Origin of the sequence: Burkholderia sp. Bp9015 (genome assembly GCF_003853505.1) — a bacterium.
Lineage (GTDB): Bacteria > Pseudomonadota > Gammaproteobacteria > Burkholderiales > Burkholderiaceae > Burkholderia.
On the sequence record NZ_QTPZ01000026.1, the window covers coordinates 60,280 to 73,399 of the forward strand.

The 13,120-nt window shown below is 69.0% G+C and carries 14 protein-coding genes; 10 read left to right on the forward strand and 4 right to left on the reverse strand.

The features are described 5' to 3' along the window. Positions 1–8: 8 nt before the first annotated feature. The 7 genes from DIE12_RS38740 (at position 9) to DIE12_RS25220 (ending at position 5,342) form a co-directional block, all read left to right on the forward strand. Entirely contained in the window at positions 9–977 is a 969-nt protein-coding gene (locus DIE12_RS38740) for a DUF2589 domain-containing protein (protein WP_260426315.1), read from the forward strand. Beyond that, a complete protein-coding gene (locus tag DIE12_RS25195; RefSeq protein ID WP_124551380.1) occupies positions 961–1,407 on the forward strand; it encodes a lysozyme in 447 nt (148 codons plus the stop codon). The genes DIE12_RS38740 and DIE12_RS25195 overlap by 17 nt, the downstream gene beginning before the upstream one ends. 166 nt (positions 1,408–1,573) lie before the next feature. Beyond that, entirely contained in the window at positions 1,574–2,710 is a 1,137-nt protein-coding gene (locus DIE12_RS25200) for a poly(3-hydroxybutyrate) depolymerase (RefSeq protein ID WP_124522393.1), read from the forward strand. Positions 2,711–2,765: 55 nt separating this feature from the next. Then, positions 2,766–3,308 carry a hypothetical protein gene (locus DIE12_RS25205; RefSeq protein WP_044848968.1) on the forward strand — a complete coding sequence of 181 codons (543 nt, stop codon included), beginning with the start codon at positions 2,766–2,768 and terminating at the stop codon, positions 3,306–3,308. Then, a complete protein-coding gene (locus DIE12_RS25210; RefSeq protein WP_124522395.1) occupies positions 3,305–3,925 on the forward strand; it encodes a hypothetical protein in 621 nt (206 codons plus the stop codon). The genes DIE12_RS25205 and DIE12_RS25210 overlap by 4 nt, the downstream gene beginning before the upstream one ends. 111 nt (positions 3,926–4,036) lie before the next feature. Then, positions 4,037–4,654 (forward strand): hypothetical protein, encoded by a 618-nt coding sequence (locus tag DIE12_RS25215; RefSeq protein WP_044848966.1) that lies wholly within the window; start codon positions 4,037–4,039, stop codon positions 4,652–4,654. Between the two features lie 70 nt (positions 4,655–4,724). Further along, entirely contained in the window at positions 4,725–5,342 is a 618-nt protein-coding gene (locus DIE12_RS25220) for a hypothetical protein (protein ID WP_044848965.1), read from the forward strand. 67 nt (positions 5,343–5,409) lie between these two features. Here the strand turns inward: DIE12_RS25220 and DIE12_RS25225 are convergent, their stop codons facing one another. Next, positions 5,410–6,297, reverse strand: coding sequence for a DMT family transporter (locus tag DIE12_RS25225; protein ID WP_124485338.1), 888 nt, complete (start codon positions 6,295–6,297; stop codon positions 5,410–5,412). 125 nt (positions 6,298–6,422) lie between these two features. Between DIE12_RS25225 and DIE12_RS25230 the strand changes: the two genes are divergently transcribed. After that, positions 6,423–7,901, forward strand: coding sequence for a PLP-dependent aminotransferase family protein (locus DIE12_RS25230; RefSeq protein ID WP_124522397.1), 1,479 nt, complete (start codon positions 6,423–6,425; stop codon positions 7,899–7,901). A 15-nt stretch (positions 7,902–7,916) separates the two neighbouring features. On the opposite strand, the gene DIE12_RS25235 is transcribed toward DIE12_RS25230, so the two are convergent. Further along, positions 7,917–8,825: a LysR family transcriptional regulator gene (locus DIE12_RS25235; protein WP_124522463.1), complete on the reverse strand. Its 909-nt coding sequence runs from the start codon at positions 8,823–8,825 to the stop codon at positions 7,917–7,919. 177 nt (positions 8,826–9,002) lie between these two features. Here DIE12_RS25235 and DIE12_RS25240 point away from each other — a divergent pair, with 177 nt between their 5' ends. After that, positions 9,003–9,869, forward strand: coding sequence for an NmrA family NAD(P)-binding protein (locus DIE12_RS25240; protein ID WP_124522399.1), 867 nt, complete (start codon positions 9,003–9,005; stop codon positions 9,867–9,869). Between the two features lie 52 nt (positions 9,870–9,921). Here DIE12_RS25240 and DIE12_RS25245 read toward each other — a convergent pair whose 3' ends face one another. Beyond that, the gene (locus DIE12_RS25245) at positions 9,922–11,355 is read right to left on the reverse strand and encodes a nicotinate phosphoribosyltransferase (protein WP_124522401.1); all 1,434 of its coding nucleotides are present in this window, start codon (positions 11,353–11,355) and stop codon (positions 9,922–9,924) included. Between the two features lie 74 nt (positions 11,356–11,429). After that, complete coding sequence (locus tag DIE12_RS25250) at positions 11,430–12,470, reverse strand: bifunctional nicotinamide-nucleotide adenylyltransferase/Nudix hydroxylase (protein ID WP_124522403.1); 1,041 nt, start codon at positions 12,468–12,470, stop codon at positions 11,430–11,432. A 184-nt stretch (positions 12,471–12,654) separates the two neighbouring features. Between DIE12_RS25250 and DIE12_RS25255 the strand changes: the two genes are divergently transcribed. After that, positions 12,655–13,107: a type II toxin-antitoxin system RatA family toxin gene (locus tag DIE12_RS25255; RefSeq protein ID WP_124485333.1), complete on the forward strand. Its 453-nt coding sequence runs from the start codon at positions 12,655–12,657 to the stop codon at positions 13,105–13,107. Positions 13,108–13,120 lie beyond the last annotated feature (13 nt).

Consider the following 13,120-nt stretch of genomic DNA (forward strand, 5'->3'; position numbering starts at 1 on the left):
GACCGGCCATGTTCAGGCTCTTCAGACGGTCGCGTCGCGCGGGCGGCGGCGGGCACGACGACGCGGATGCGCGTCCGGGTGGCGGCACCGCCCGGCAGGAACCGGACGGGCCGGTCCCGCCGGCGGCCGGGGCGGTGGCAGGCCGTAGCGGCGCGGTCGCCGGCGCGGGCCCGGACGCGGTCGCCGGCACGGGCGACGCAGCGCCGGCGGCGGCAGGTGTCGATCCGGCGCGCCACGCGACGCCCGATGCCGCCGGCTGGCCGGCCGGCGCCGCGTCGGGCGTAAATGACGCCCCGGCCGCCGCGGCCGGCGCATCGACCGGCGGCTTGCCGCCCGCTGCGCCTGTGTCGCCCGCTCCGCCGACACCACCCGCTACGCCGACGCCGCCTACGCCACCCGCGCCGCCCACGCCACCGCCCGGCGCCCCGGCCGACGACGAACGCCCGCCGCCGCGCGGCATCGCGCTCGACGAGATCGCACGCGGGATGCAGCACGCGGCCGCCGCCGCGAACCAGTTGCTCGCGCACCAGTACACCGCCGTGCTCGACCAGTTCTTCGATCTGCGCGACGACGGCCTGCTCGCGCCGCGCGAGGTCACGGTCGCACTCGACGCGGAGCACACGATGCCGGTGCCGCTCGTCGCGCTCGCCACGCCGCGCGGGCTCGCGCTCGACCGGATGGTCGTGCACCTGACCGTGCGCGGCGACTTCACCGAGGCGCTGCCGGCCGGCGGCATCTCGGGCAACGACGACCAGCGCGGCCGCTTCTACGTGACGTTCGCGCCGCGCTCGGAGAAGAAGGACGCCGCGCCGGGCAGTGCGCGGCAGCGCGACACCGAGCACATCGACATCGAAATGCAGTTCGCGGCGCTGCCGCCGCCCGAAGCGATCATGCGCGTGATCGACGAATACACGCATCGCCTGGTGCCGCGCGCACGGCCGGGCAGCAAGGAGAACGACGATGGCGAACCAGCCTGAACGCACCGGCGAGCAAGGCATCGCGCTGATCATGCAGTTCGAGGGGCTGCGGCTCGCACGCTATCTCGACGCGGTCGGCAAGCCGACGATCGGCTACGGGCACCTGATCCTGCCGAACGAGCGCTTCACGCGCCCGCTGACGCCGGCCGAAGCGGAGGCGCTGCTGCGGCATGACCTGCGCGGCGCCGAGCTGAACCTGCGCAAGCTGTTGCGCGTGCCGGTCACGCAGCAGCAGTTCGATGCGCTGATGTCGTTCGTCTTCAACCTCGGCGCCGGACGGCTGCGCTCGTCGACCTTGCTGCGCTACCTGAACGCCGGCGCGAGCGCGCGGGCGGCCGACCAGTTCCTCGTCTGGAACAAGGCCGGTGGCAAGCCGCTCGCTGGCCTCACGAAGCGCCGCCAGGCCGAGCGCGCGCTGTTTCTGTCGTGAGCGCCGTGACGCCGCACCGGCCGAACGTCACGGGTCGTCGTGCGTGTCGTTCGCGCCATTTCGCAGCGCGTCGGCTGCCCGTAAGCTGAAACCGTCGCTGAAGTCTTGCTGCATCCGTACCGTTACAACCCTTGCCATTCACCACTCGTCACGACAGGAGCCCCGCATGAACGTCACCCGCTCGCCCGGCCGCACGACGCTGCCCCGCACCACCCGCTCGCACGTAGTGCGCCGCGCGCTGGGCGCCGCTTGCGCCGCCGTCACCGCCACCGTTGCCGTTGCCGCCCTGGCTGCGCTCGCGCCGCACGCCGCGCTCGCCGCCCCCGCCGATCCGTTGCCCGCATACGGCGCCGACCTGCAGCGCACGTCGGTGTCGGGGCTGTCGTCCGGCGGCTTCATGGCCGCGCAGTTCGACGTCGCGTTCTCGAGCCGGCTGATCGGCGCGGGCATCGTCGCGGGCGGGCCGTTCTATTGCGCGGGCGCGAACGCGCTGATCCCGCCGGCGGTGGCCGCGACCACGCTGTGCATGCAGCCGATCGGCCCCGCGCCCTCCGCGGCCGACGCATGGCGCGCCGCGCGCACGTTCGCGCAGCGCGACGAGATCGACGATCCGGCCAACCTGCGCGGCCAACGCATCTACGTGTTCAGTGGGGCGAAGGATACGGTGGTGTTCACGCGCGTCGTCGACCAGACCGCGCGCTTCTACACACTCGCGCAGGTTCCGGCCGCGAACCTTCAGTATCGCCAATCGCAGGACGCCGGGCATGCGTTCATCACGAACCGCCCCGAGGACAACACATGCAGTGCGAACGCGAGCCCGTATATCGACAACTGCGGCTTTCAACAGGCGCACGACATCGTACGCTGGATCTACGGCACGCCCGACAAGCCGCTCAACGCGCCCGCCGCGCAGGCTGGCGGCAAGCTGCTGGCGTTCGACCAGCGCGCGTTCGATCCGCAGCGCCGCGCGTCGCTCGGCGATACGGGCTACGCGTACGTGCCGGCCGATTGCGAACGCGCGACCTGCGCGGTGCACGTGGTGTTCCACGGCTGCGTGCAGAACGTCGCGACCGTCGGCGAGCGGATGATTCGCGGCGTCGGCTACAACGAGATCGCCGACACGAACCGGCTGATCGTGCTGTATCCGCAGGTCGAGAAATCGGCCGTCAATCCGCTCGGCTGCTGGGATTTCTGGGGCTATACGAGCACCGATCCGCTCCAACCCGGCTTCTACCGCCGCGACGCGCCGCAGATGGCCGCCGTGATGCAAATGGTGCAGCGCCTCGGCGCCGCGCGTCGGTAATCCGCGTAGCGGCTGCCGTCGCGCCGTCATCGCCCCTTCTTCACGAGGAATCGCCATGTTCTCCACGTTCATCGCCCAATGGGAACGCGCGCACGCCGACGCGCTCCAGCTGTTCGGCAAGCTCGCCGCGCAGACGACCGGCACCGGCGGCACGTCCGCCAGCCCCGCGTGGCGCGCGTTCGCGCACACCGCGCTGCTCGCCGGCCATCGCTACACGGATGCATGCCAGGCCGCGACCGACGCATTGTGGCGCGGCCAGCTCGAACGGTTCGGGCTCGGCAGTTCGGCCGCCGCGGTCAAGGAGCTGGCGGCCCTGAACGCGGATCTCGCGACGCGCTTCACGCAGAGCCACCTCCAGCACGCGGGCGCGATGGCCGACGCGGCCGCGCAATACCTCGACGATCTCGGCCGCACGCGCGGCCCGGCCGATGCCGCGATGGCGCTCGGGCGCTTCGCCGGCGACCTGCAGGCGCAGGCGCGTGCGCATGCGCTGCACGTCGCGTCGCTCGCGAACGGCGTCGCGCCCGCGCTCGCGCAGTGGGCCGACCGCACGCTGCGCGACGAACGCGGCACGCCGGATGAGGAGCAAGCATCATGAACATCAAGCTCCGCTTCGTGAACCGCTCGAACGACTGCGGCAACAGCGAGGTCGTGCTGTTCCAGCGCGACGTGATCCCCGATCTGGATACGTTCGCGATCGCGTGGAAGGTGATCCGTTATTGCGGACACGACTGCTTCCATCCGTTCGACTACTCGACCGACATCGACGTCGCGCTCGGCGACGAGCACGGCAACTTCTCGCCGCGCGTCACGGCGCCCGCCGGCGTGCGCTTCGTGATCGACGCGCAGCCGACCGGACGCGGCCGGCTCGTGCCCGACCCGGCCGACGCGCCGGGCGGCGACATCGAAGTCGTCAATCGGCTGCGGCGCGGCGCCGTGAACGTCAACGCGTTCAGCGCGGGCCGGCTGATCGCGGTGAAGGAAGCGGTCGCGCCCGGGCAGAAGGCGGTGTTCCGCTTCACGCCGACGCTGTGGATCGGCGTGGCGTCGCAGATACAGGAAAGCCGCGCACTGCACGCGGCGGTGATGTCGAGCGCGAACACGATGCTGCCGCTGGCGGGCGTAGCCGCGGCCGACATCGTGATGACGGGCGGCGGCACCGGCACCGACGCGCAGCCGTTCGCGTTCGCGCTCGAACACATCGTGCGCGCGTAGTGCCGCCCGACACGGCTTGAACCGGCTTGACGGCACGGCTTCGCGGCCGGGCCGGCGGGAAAGGTGTGCGGCAGACCGACTGCCGTTTTTTCAAACTCAAGGAGCAACGACGTGGATATCCAACTGAACCTGATCAACCGCTCGAACGACGCCAACAACTCGAGCGTCGTGATCTTCCAGAAGAACGTGGCGACCGACTTCGACGAACTCGCGATCGCGTGGAAGGTGATCCGCAATTGCGGCCAGGGCGACAACCATCCGTTCAAGTTCCCGATGACGATGAGCGTGAGCGCGAGCGACAGCTGGGGCAACTACATGCCGCAGCAGGTCGCGGCGAACGGCCAGGTGTTCCAGGTCGTGCGCTCCAGCTCGGGCGACGTGCTGCAGCTCGGCGGCGACCCGGGCGCGAGCTCCGAGGTGCAGGTGCGCAACGACCTGCCGGCCGGTGCGATCAACGCGACGATCTACAAGGACGGCAACGCGCTCGCGCGCAAGACCTCCGTCGCGCCGGGCCAGAAGGCGGTGTTCCAGTTCAAGCCGACGATCTGGATCGGTGTCGCGTCGCAGATCGAACAGGGCGCGCTGATGAATTCCGCGGTGATCTCCGACATCAACACGGAACTGTCGCTGCTCGGCATCGCGAGCGCCGACATCGTGATGACCGGCGGCGGCCCCGGCCCGCGCTCGACGCCGTTCACGTTCCGGCTGGAAAACGTGGTGATGGCGTAACGGTCCGTGCGCCGGCGATGCACGGCCGGCGCCCGTTCAATCAGTTATCCGAATCGAATCAAGGTGACTCATGGACATCAATCTCAACTTCGTCAACCTGTCGAACGACGTCAACAACAGCCAGATCGTGATCTTCCAGAAGAACGTGTCGACGGACTTCGACGAGCTCGCGATCGCGTGGAAGGTCATCACCAACTGCGGGCGCGGCGACAACCATCCGTTCGTGTTCCCGTTGTTGACGACCGTCTCCGCGAGCGATGCCGACGGCAACTACATGCCGCAAAAGCGCGCGGACAATGGACAGGTCTTCAACGTGTCGCGCTCGACGTCGGGCAACGTGCTCGCGCTCGCCGGCCCCGCCCCGACGTCGCGCGAGATCCAGCTGCGCAACGACCTGAGCCAGGGAGCGATCACCGCGTCGGTCTTCAAGGACAACCGGTTGCTCGCGCACAAGACGGGGATCGTGCCGGGCCAGAAGGCCGTGTTCGAGTTCAAGCCGACGCTGTGGATCGGCACCGCGTCGCAGATCGAACAGGGCGCGGTGATGAATTCGGCCGTGCTGTCCGACATCAACACCGAACTGTCGCTGCTCGGCATCAAGAGCGCCGACATCGTGATGACGGGCGGCGGTGGCGGCACGACCGCGACCGCGTACCAGTTCCGGCTCGCGAACGTGGTGATGGGGTAAACGGCGCACGCGCGACGGCGCACGGGCGGCACCCGTCACGTCGTCGCGCGACCGCTCCGCGCGTGAATCAGCCCGCGCGCCGCACCGGCGCCATCTTCGAGAAATACTTCGCCCCGGCCACGCAGCCGACGACCACGACCGTCACGACGAGCATCGACGGCGGCACCGTCTCGTGCAGCAGCCCGGCCGCGAGCAGGAAACCGAAGAACGGCTGCAGCAGCTGCAACTGGCCGACGCCCGCGATCCCGCCGAGCGCGAGGCCGCGATACCAGAACACGAAGCCGATCAGCATGCTGAACAGCGACACGTATGCGAGCCCCCACAGCGCGGCGGCGTCGACGCCGTCGAACGTCGCGGGCCACGTGAACCACGTGAGCGGCAGCATCACCGGCAGCGACAGCACGAGCGCCCACGAGATCACCTGCCAGCCGCCGAGCTGGCGCGACAGTCGCGCGCCTTCCGCATAGCCGAGCCCGCACGCGACGATCGCGGCCAGCATCAGCGCATCGCCCGCCACCGACGCTCGACCGCCGTTGCGCAGCGCGAACGCGGCCACCGCGCCGCTGCCGACCAGCGAGAAGACCCAGAACGGCAGCCGCGGCCGTTCGCCGCCGCGCCAGACGCCGAACAGCGCGGTCGCGAGCGGCAGCAGCCCGACGAACACGATCGCATGCGCGGACGTCACGTGCTTGAGCGCGAGCGCGGTCAGCAGCGGAAAACCGACCACGACCCCGAGCGCGACGACGATGAGCGACGCGGTCTCGACACGCGTCGGCCGCTTCTGCTTCAGCGCGACGAGCAGGATCAGGCCGAGCACGCCGGCGATCGTCGCGCGCGCGAACGTGAGGAACAGCGGGTCGAGCCCCTGCACCGCGATGCGCGTCGCGGGCAGCGAGCCACTGAAGATGATCACGCCCAGCAGGCCGCTGAGCCATCCGTCGGTCGTCTTTTGCACGGGAAATCCTGGTCGGAACAAGGTGGATGACCGATGATCCGCCGCCCGCGAAAAGCGCGTAAGCTACAGCCCAATACAATTCTGACAAACTGTACTGGACAACCGGCCGTACAGTTCCCCCCGCCATGAGCCGTTCCCTGCAAGACCCTGCTCCGCCCGCGCCGTCGCGCACGCGCGTGGAAACCGTGATGGACACGCTGCGCGCGCGGATCGCGAGTCGCGCGCTGATGCCCGGCGCGCGCGTGCCGTCGATCCGGATGATGGCCGACGCGCTGCACGTGTCGAAATCGACCGTCGTCGATGCGTACGAGCGGCTCGCGAGCGAAGGCGTGCTCGTCGCACGGCGCGGCTCTGGCTTCTACGTGTCGGGCCACGCGCCGCCGCTCGCGCTCGCCGAACTCGGCCCGCGCCTCGATCGCGAACTCGATCCGCTGTGGCTGTCGCGCCAGGCGCTCGAGGCGGCGCCCGGCTCGGTGAAACCCGGTTGCGGCTGGCTGCCGTCGTCGTGGCTGCCGGACGAGAGCCTGCGACGTGCGCTGCGTGCGGTGTCGCGCGACGAACCCGACGCACTGACCGACTACGCGACACCGCTCGGGCTGCCCGCGTTGCGCCAGCAGCTCGCATGGCGGCTCGCGCAGCACGGCGTTCATGCGGAGCCCGCGCAGATCATGCTGACCGACGGCGGCACGCACGCGCTCGATCTCGTGTGCCGGCTGCTGCTGGAGCCGGGCGACACCGTCGTGCTCGACGATCCTTGCTACTTCAACTTCCAGGCGCTGCTGCGCGCGCATCGCGCACGGATCGTCAGCGTGCCGTACACGCCGAACGGCCCCGATCTCGCGCGCTTCGAGCAGGTGCTCGCCGAACACCGGCCGCGCCTGTACATCACGAACGCGGCGCTGCACAACCCGACCGGCGCGACGCTCGCGCCGCCGATCGCGCACCGGTTGCTCACGCTCGCGGCCGAGCACGGCCTGCTGATCGTCGAGGACGACATCTTCGCGGATTTCGAAAGCACGCCCGCGCCGCGCCTCGCGGCATTCGACGGGCTCTCGCGCGTCGTGTCGATCGGCAGCTTCTCGAAGACGCTGTCGGCCGCGATCCGCTGCGGCTACATCGCCGCGCGCCCCGAATGGATCGACGCGCTCGTCGACCTGAAGCTCGCGACGTCGTTCGGCAATGCGCAGATCGGCGCGAACGTCGTGCACCGGCTGCTGGTCGACGGCACCTACCGGCGCCATCTCGACGGCCTGCGTATGCAGTTGGCCGATGCGATGGGCGAAACGATCCGGCGGCTCGCGCGCGCCGGGCTCGGGATCTGGACGGAACCGCGCGGCGGGTTGTTCGTGTGGGCCGAGCTGCCCGACGGGCTCGATGCCGCGCGCGTCGCGCGCCATGCGCTCGACCACGATGTGGTGCTCGCGCCGGGCAACGTGTTCAGTGCGTCGCACGGCGCGACGTCGTTCATGCGCTTCAACGTGTCGCGCTGCAAGGGGCCGGCGGTGTTCGATGCGCTCGGGCGGGCGATGGAGGCGGCGCGGATGTCGGAGCACGCGATCGCGCAGCCGGACACGAACGGGCGCGCGCTCGCCGGCGAACGTTGACGGCGGGCGAGCGCGCTACTTGCCGGTCGCCACGATCTCCGCGACGAAATCGACGAACGCCCGCACCTTCGCGGGCGGCAGGTGACGCGACGGATAGTAGGCAAACAGCGGAAATGCCTCGCCGCGCCAATCCGCGAGCAGCTCGACGAGCCGCCCCTGCTCGATCAAGCCCGCTACCCCGCTCGCCTTGAAGCGTGCGATGCCCACACCGGCCAGACATGCACCGAGCATCGTGCCGGCGTCGTTGACGAGCAGCCTGCCCGTCGTCCTGACCGGCACGCGCTTGCGGCCGAGCTGATAGATCCATTCGAGCGGCTGGCCGGTCAGCGTGTTGCGCATCTGGATGCACGCATGGCCCGCGAGATCGGCCGGCGCCGCAGGACGCCCGTGCCGTTTCACGTAGGCGGGCGCGGCGACCGTCACCGCGCGCGTCTCCAGCAGTTTGCGCGCCACCAGCGACGACGACGGCGGCTCGCCAAACCGCACCGCAACGTCGAATCCGTCGGCTACCAGATCGCCGAGCTGCTCGCGCGCGGCCAGTTCCAGCGACAGATCGGGATGGCGTGCAAGCAACGCCGGAAGGTGCGGCGCGAGCACCCGCCGCGAGAAATACGCGTCGACGTTCACGCGCAATCTGCCGCGCACGGCGGCGGCCGAGCCGGCGGCCAGCGTCACCGCATCGCCGATGCCGGCGAGCAGCGGACCGATCTCTTCGTACAGGCGGCGCCCTTCGTCCGTCAGCGTAACCGAGCGCGTCGTGCGATCGAGCAGCCGCACGCCGACGCGCGCCTCGAGCCGGCCCACGGCCCGGCTGACGCCGGACGGCGACAAGCCGAGTGCGTCGGCCGCGCGCGCGAAGCTGCCGCTTTCGACGATCGCGGCCAGCACGCCCACGTTCGCCAGAATCCGCCCGTCGATCCCCAGGATTTCATTCATGACAAACAATCACCAATCAAATGACATGGATTCGATTCCATCAGGAATCGTCGCCTCCTATCATGCAACCCGATGCATCGCGACGGCAAGCCCGAACGCGGCATGCAGTTCCGGCGCCCGCATCTTTCGGCGCGCCCGCTCCCTTCTCGATGAGGATTTCAAACCATGTATGCCATTACCGGTATCACCGGACAGGTCGGCGGCGCGCTCGCCCGAACGCTGCTCGCGGCCGGCCGGCCCGTGCGCGCCGTCGCGCGCACCGCGGATCGCGCCGCGCCGTGGGTCGCGCGCGGCTGCGATGTTGCACTTGCCGAGATGACCGACACCGCCGCGCTGACGACGGCCTTCTCGAACACGGATGGCGTCTTCGTCCTGCTGCCGCCATGCTTCGATCCGGCGCCGGGATTCCCCGAAACGCGCGCCGTCATCGATGCCGTCGGTGCGGCATTGCGCACCGCTCGGCCACGCAAGGTCGTCTGTCTGTCGACGATCGGCGCGCAGGCGACGCAGGTGAATCTGCTGACGCAACTGACGATGATCGAACAGGCGTTCGACGACTTGCCGATACCCGTCACGTTCCTGCGCCCCGCGTGGTTCCTCGAAAATGCCGCGTGGGACGTAGCAACCGCACGCGACGCCGGCGTCATCTACAGCTTTCTCCAGCCGCTCGACAAGCCGGTGCCGATGGTCGCAACCGAAGATGTCGGCCGGACGGCGGCCGCGCTGCTACAGGACGAATGGACCGGCGCACGCATCGTCGAACTCGAAGGGCCCCGGCGGGTCAGCCCGAACGACCTCGCGAACGCGTTCACCCGCGTGTTCGGGCGCCCGGTGCGCGCCGAAGCCGTGCCGCGCAGCACGTGGGCGGCGCTGTTCGATGCGCAGCGGATGTGCCACCCCGAGCCGCGCATGCGCATGCTCGACGGCTTCAACGAGGGCTGGATCGACTTCGAGTCGGCGCGCGCGGATGTCGTTCGAGGAGAAATCGACGCGGACGCCGTGCTGCACGCCCTCGTCGCCCGCGTCGCCTGAGCGCGACCGGGGTGGCGGCTGACGTTGCCACGCCGCCGCCCCGGTCGCCCGATCACGCCTCCCCTGCGTGCGCCCTCGCCCGCACCTCGGCGAACGTCGTATCGACCAGCATTTTCCCGGTATCGAACACCGTTTCGAGCGCGTCATCCCACTCGCCTTCCAGCGCGCGATCGTCCCATGCGACCGGCAGCGTCACCGTCCGGTATTCTCCCGTGCGCCGATTGCGCAGCAACGTGAGCCGGCCCTGCTTCGAGCGCTTGCCCGGATCGGTAACCGGATCCTTGCTCACGCCGTGCCACACGTCGCCGCGCCGGATCGCCGAGCACTTCATCGCGAAGCGCTGCGTGTCGCGATTCACCTGCTGCAGCAGCGCGCCGCCCATCCCGAACACGACGTTGCCGGCCGCATAACCCGCGTCGTCGAGTGCGGACAGGATCGCGTCGATCGACAACTCGTCGACACCGTCGCCCTGAATCACGCGCACGCGATTCAGCACGCGCCGTCCCTTGCCGTTCACGGACGAGCCGAACGAAGCGTCGAGCGCGCGCACGGTCTGCAGCACGATCTTCACCGGGTCGCCCGAATCGGGACGCACGACGACCGTCGCGCCCGAATCGATCACCGCCTGGCGCAGCGGGCCGCCCCACAGTTCAAGCGCGGCGAACAGATCATAGGAGTCCGACACGACCGACACGATCGCGCCGGGCAAACCGAAGCGAGCGATCATGTTCCGGTACGCATCGGCTTCGTGCTCACGCCCCCACGACGTGATCGTGCTGTGCTCGGCCGCGGGCACCGAGTACGCGGCCATCGGCTCGCGATAGAAGCGGTTCGCGGCCAGCACGCCGAGCACCGTGTCCGAACCCATGAAGCTCACGAGGTGTGCCGCGCCGCCGATCGCGGCCGACTCCGCGCTCGATACGCCGCGCGCGCCGAAGTCGTGCAGCTTGAACGGCAGCTGCGCGAGATCGTCGTCGGTCTTCTCGAGAAAGCGGCGGATCGTCTGGCGCAGGTGCCAGCTGCGCGTCGCGACCGTCACCGGGTACCACACGCGCAGCAGCATCGTCTCCAGATACGACGCGAGCCAGAACACCTTCGGGTCGTCGCATTCGACGGTCATCAGCACATTGCGCACGGGCACGATCGATCCTTCGGGCACCGCGCGGATCCTCACGGGCAGGTAGCCGTCGTAGTGCTCGACGACATGACGCCAGCCGTCCTCGTTGAACGGCTCGCCGTGCACCGCGAAGAAATCGCGCGCGTCGTCGATCATCGCGTGCGTGACCGGCCGGCACAGATATTCCTTCAGCAGCATCTGCAGGCCGAAGAACAGCGTGCGGTCATAGCGGCCGCCGCGCGACTCGACGTACGAGAACATCGCCTGCGCGTCGGGCGGGTATTGCAGGAAGTGGGAAGCCTTGTACGAATCCGTGTTGAGGATCGGATTGGCGAGAACCGCGGCAAAGCCGCCGGGATCGTTTTGCATGGCTAGAGCTCCTCTAGGCCGTTGAAGTGCCGCCGCGTCTGTCGCGGCGGACCGGAATCCGGGGAATCAGCGTGTCACAGCTTCCCCAGGAAGTGATACGCGATCTCGAAGTGATCCTCGAACATCACGTTGCGCATCTGCGCGAATTCGTTGAGCGGCACCCAGCGCGCCTTGTCGGCGTCGTCGCTGCCCTTCACGCGCGGCAACTCGCCGGTCGGGAAGTTGAACAGGCATGCGTGCGTGATCGTGCGGCCGCGCAGCGAGCGGGTCGGATGATCGAATACCTGGCGATCCTTGATCGAGCCGCGCAGCACGGGCTCCGGCAGCTTCAGGCCGGTCTCCTCGCGCAGTTCGCGGATGCAGGCCGCGTCGAGCCGTTCGTCCTGGTTCACGAACCCGCCCGGCAGCGCCCACAGGCCGCGGCCCGGTTCGCTGCGCCGGCGCACGAGCAGGAGATGGCCCGAGTGCACGACCACCGCGTCGACCGTCACGAACGTGACCGGATACGGTGCGGCCGACCACGCCTTGCGATAGCCGGCGATGAATTCGGCCTCGGCCTTCAGCTGCGCGAATGCCGGCTGCGTGCGAAAGCGTTCGAGCCAGCCGAACACCGGTTCCGGCACGGCCCATTGCACGAAGCTGTTGGTGCGTTCGGCGAAATACTGATCGCGGATTTCGGTGGCGGAGATGTCTTCGGTCGCATCGACGTCGACGAGCTCCCATTGCGGGAACATCCGCAGGTAATACGACGTGGCGTCCTTCTCGTGGCCGATCAGCCCGACCCTGCGCTGCGCGACGTCGCCGAGCGAGGCGGCCACGGCATCCTGCACCCAGCGCACCCAGTCGCCGTCGTTGTACGTCGAATCCTGCACGGGCGCGACCGTCACGCGCTCGCGCTCGGACGGCTCGAGCAGCGAAGCCAGCATCTGGCGGCGCTCGTCGAACGAGAACGGATCCTTGATGGTGCGGGGCTTGTCGGTCGATCCGATCAGCACGCATACGCGCTCGGCCCGGCTCAGTGCGGACTTCAGCACGTTCAGGTGACCACGATGCGGAGGCTGGAAACGACCAATGAAAACGAGCGCGTCGAAGCGCCGGTTCTGTTGCGTACTCATGAGGCTCCCTCAAGAGATTGAAACGCTTCGGGTCTTTCCCGAAGGCATGGAATCGATCGTAGGGGAATTCCCGGAGAAGGTCAATCGAGCGCGCGCTCGACTTGACGAAGTCTGAAGAATTGCGCGGCTTTGGCGGGTTACACTCGATTTCATCCCGATTACAGCGTTGCGCTTGCTACCCATCATGAGGATCTCAGTCAGCCGGATCGTCGGCGTCGATCGCAGACGCCTCTTCACGTGGTCGCAGGACTACGCGCGGCGGCTCGTGTGGGACAGCTTCCTTGCCGACGCGTATCTGCCCGACGGGATGACGGCCGACGTCGGCGTCGATGCGTTCTGCCGCAGCCAGTCGGGCGCGACGATGGTGTCGCGCTACATCTCGTACCGTCCGCCGCAGGTCGCGGCCGTCGAAATGGTCGACGGGCCGAAGGTGCTCGAACGCTTCAGCGGCAGCTGGAATTTCACCGAGCACACACCGGGCACGACCGAAGTGAAGTTCACGTATCACTTCCGTGCGCAGCCGTCCTGGCTGCGCTGGCTGCTCGAACCGCTGATCGGCGCGTTCTATCTCGTGCACACGCGCCGGCGTCTCGACTCGTTCAAGCGTTGGGCCGAAGCCGAAGCGCTGCCGCGCTGACGCGCGACACCGC

Excerpts from the sequence above, each read along its gene's own strand:
- DIE12_RS38740 (WP_260426315.1), top strand. The coding sequence starts at position 9 with ATGTTCAGGCTCTTCAGACGGTCGCGTCGCGCGGGCGGCGGCGGGCAC.
- DIE12_RS25195 (WP_124551380.1), top strand. The coding sequence starts at position 961 with ATGGCGAACCAGCCTGAACGCACCGGCGAGCAAGGCATCGCGCTGATC.
- DIE12_RS25200 (WP_124522393.1), top strand. The coding sequence starts at position 1,574 with ATGAACGTCACCCGCTCGCCCGGCCGCACGACGCTGCCCCGCACCACC.
- DIE12_RS25205 (WP_044848968.1), top strand. The coding sequence starts at position 2,766 with ATGTTCTCCACGTTCATCGCCCAATGGGAACGCGCGCACGCCGACGCG.
- DIE12_RS25210 (WP_124522395.1), top strand. The coding sequence starts at position 3,305 with ATGAACATCAAGCTCCGCTTCGTGAACCGCTCGAACGACTGCGGCAAC.
- DIE12_RS25220 (WP_044848965.1), top strand. The coding sequence starts at position 4,725 with ATGGACATCAATCTCAACTTCGTCAACCTGTCGAACGACGTCAACAAC.
- DIE12_RS25230 (WP_124522397.1), top strand. The coding sequence starts at position 6,423 with ATGAGCCGTTCCCTGCAAGACCCTGCTCCGCCCGCGCCGTCGCGCACG.
- DIE12_RS25240 (WP_124522399.1), top strand. The coding sequence starts at position 9,003 with ATGTATGCCATTACCGGTATCACCGGACAGGTCGGCGGCGCGCTCGCC.
- DIE12_RS25245 (WP_124522401.1), bottom strand. The coding sequence starts at position 11,355 with ATGCAAAACGATCCCGGCGGCTTTGCCGCGGTTCTCGCCAATCCGATC.
- DIE12_RS25250 (WP_124522403.1), bottom strand. The coding sequence starts at position 12,470 with ATGAGTACGCAACAGAACCGGCGCTTCGACGCGCTCGTTTTCATTGGT.
- DIE12_RS25255 (WP_124485333.1), top strand. The coding sequence starts at position 12,655 with ATGAGGATCTCAGTCAGCCGGATCGTCGGCGTCGATCGCAGACGCCTC.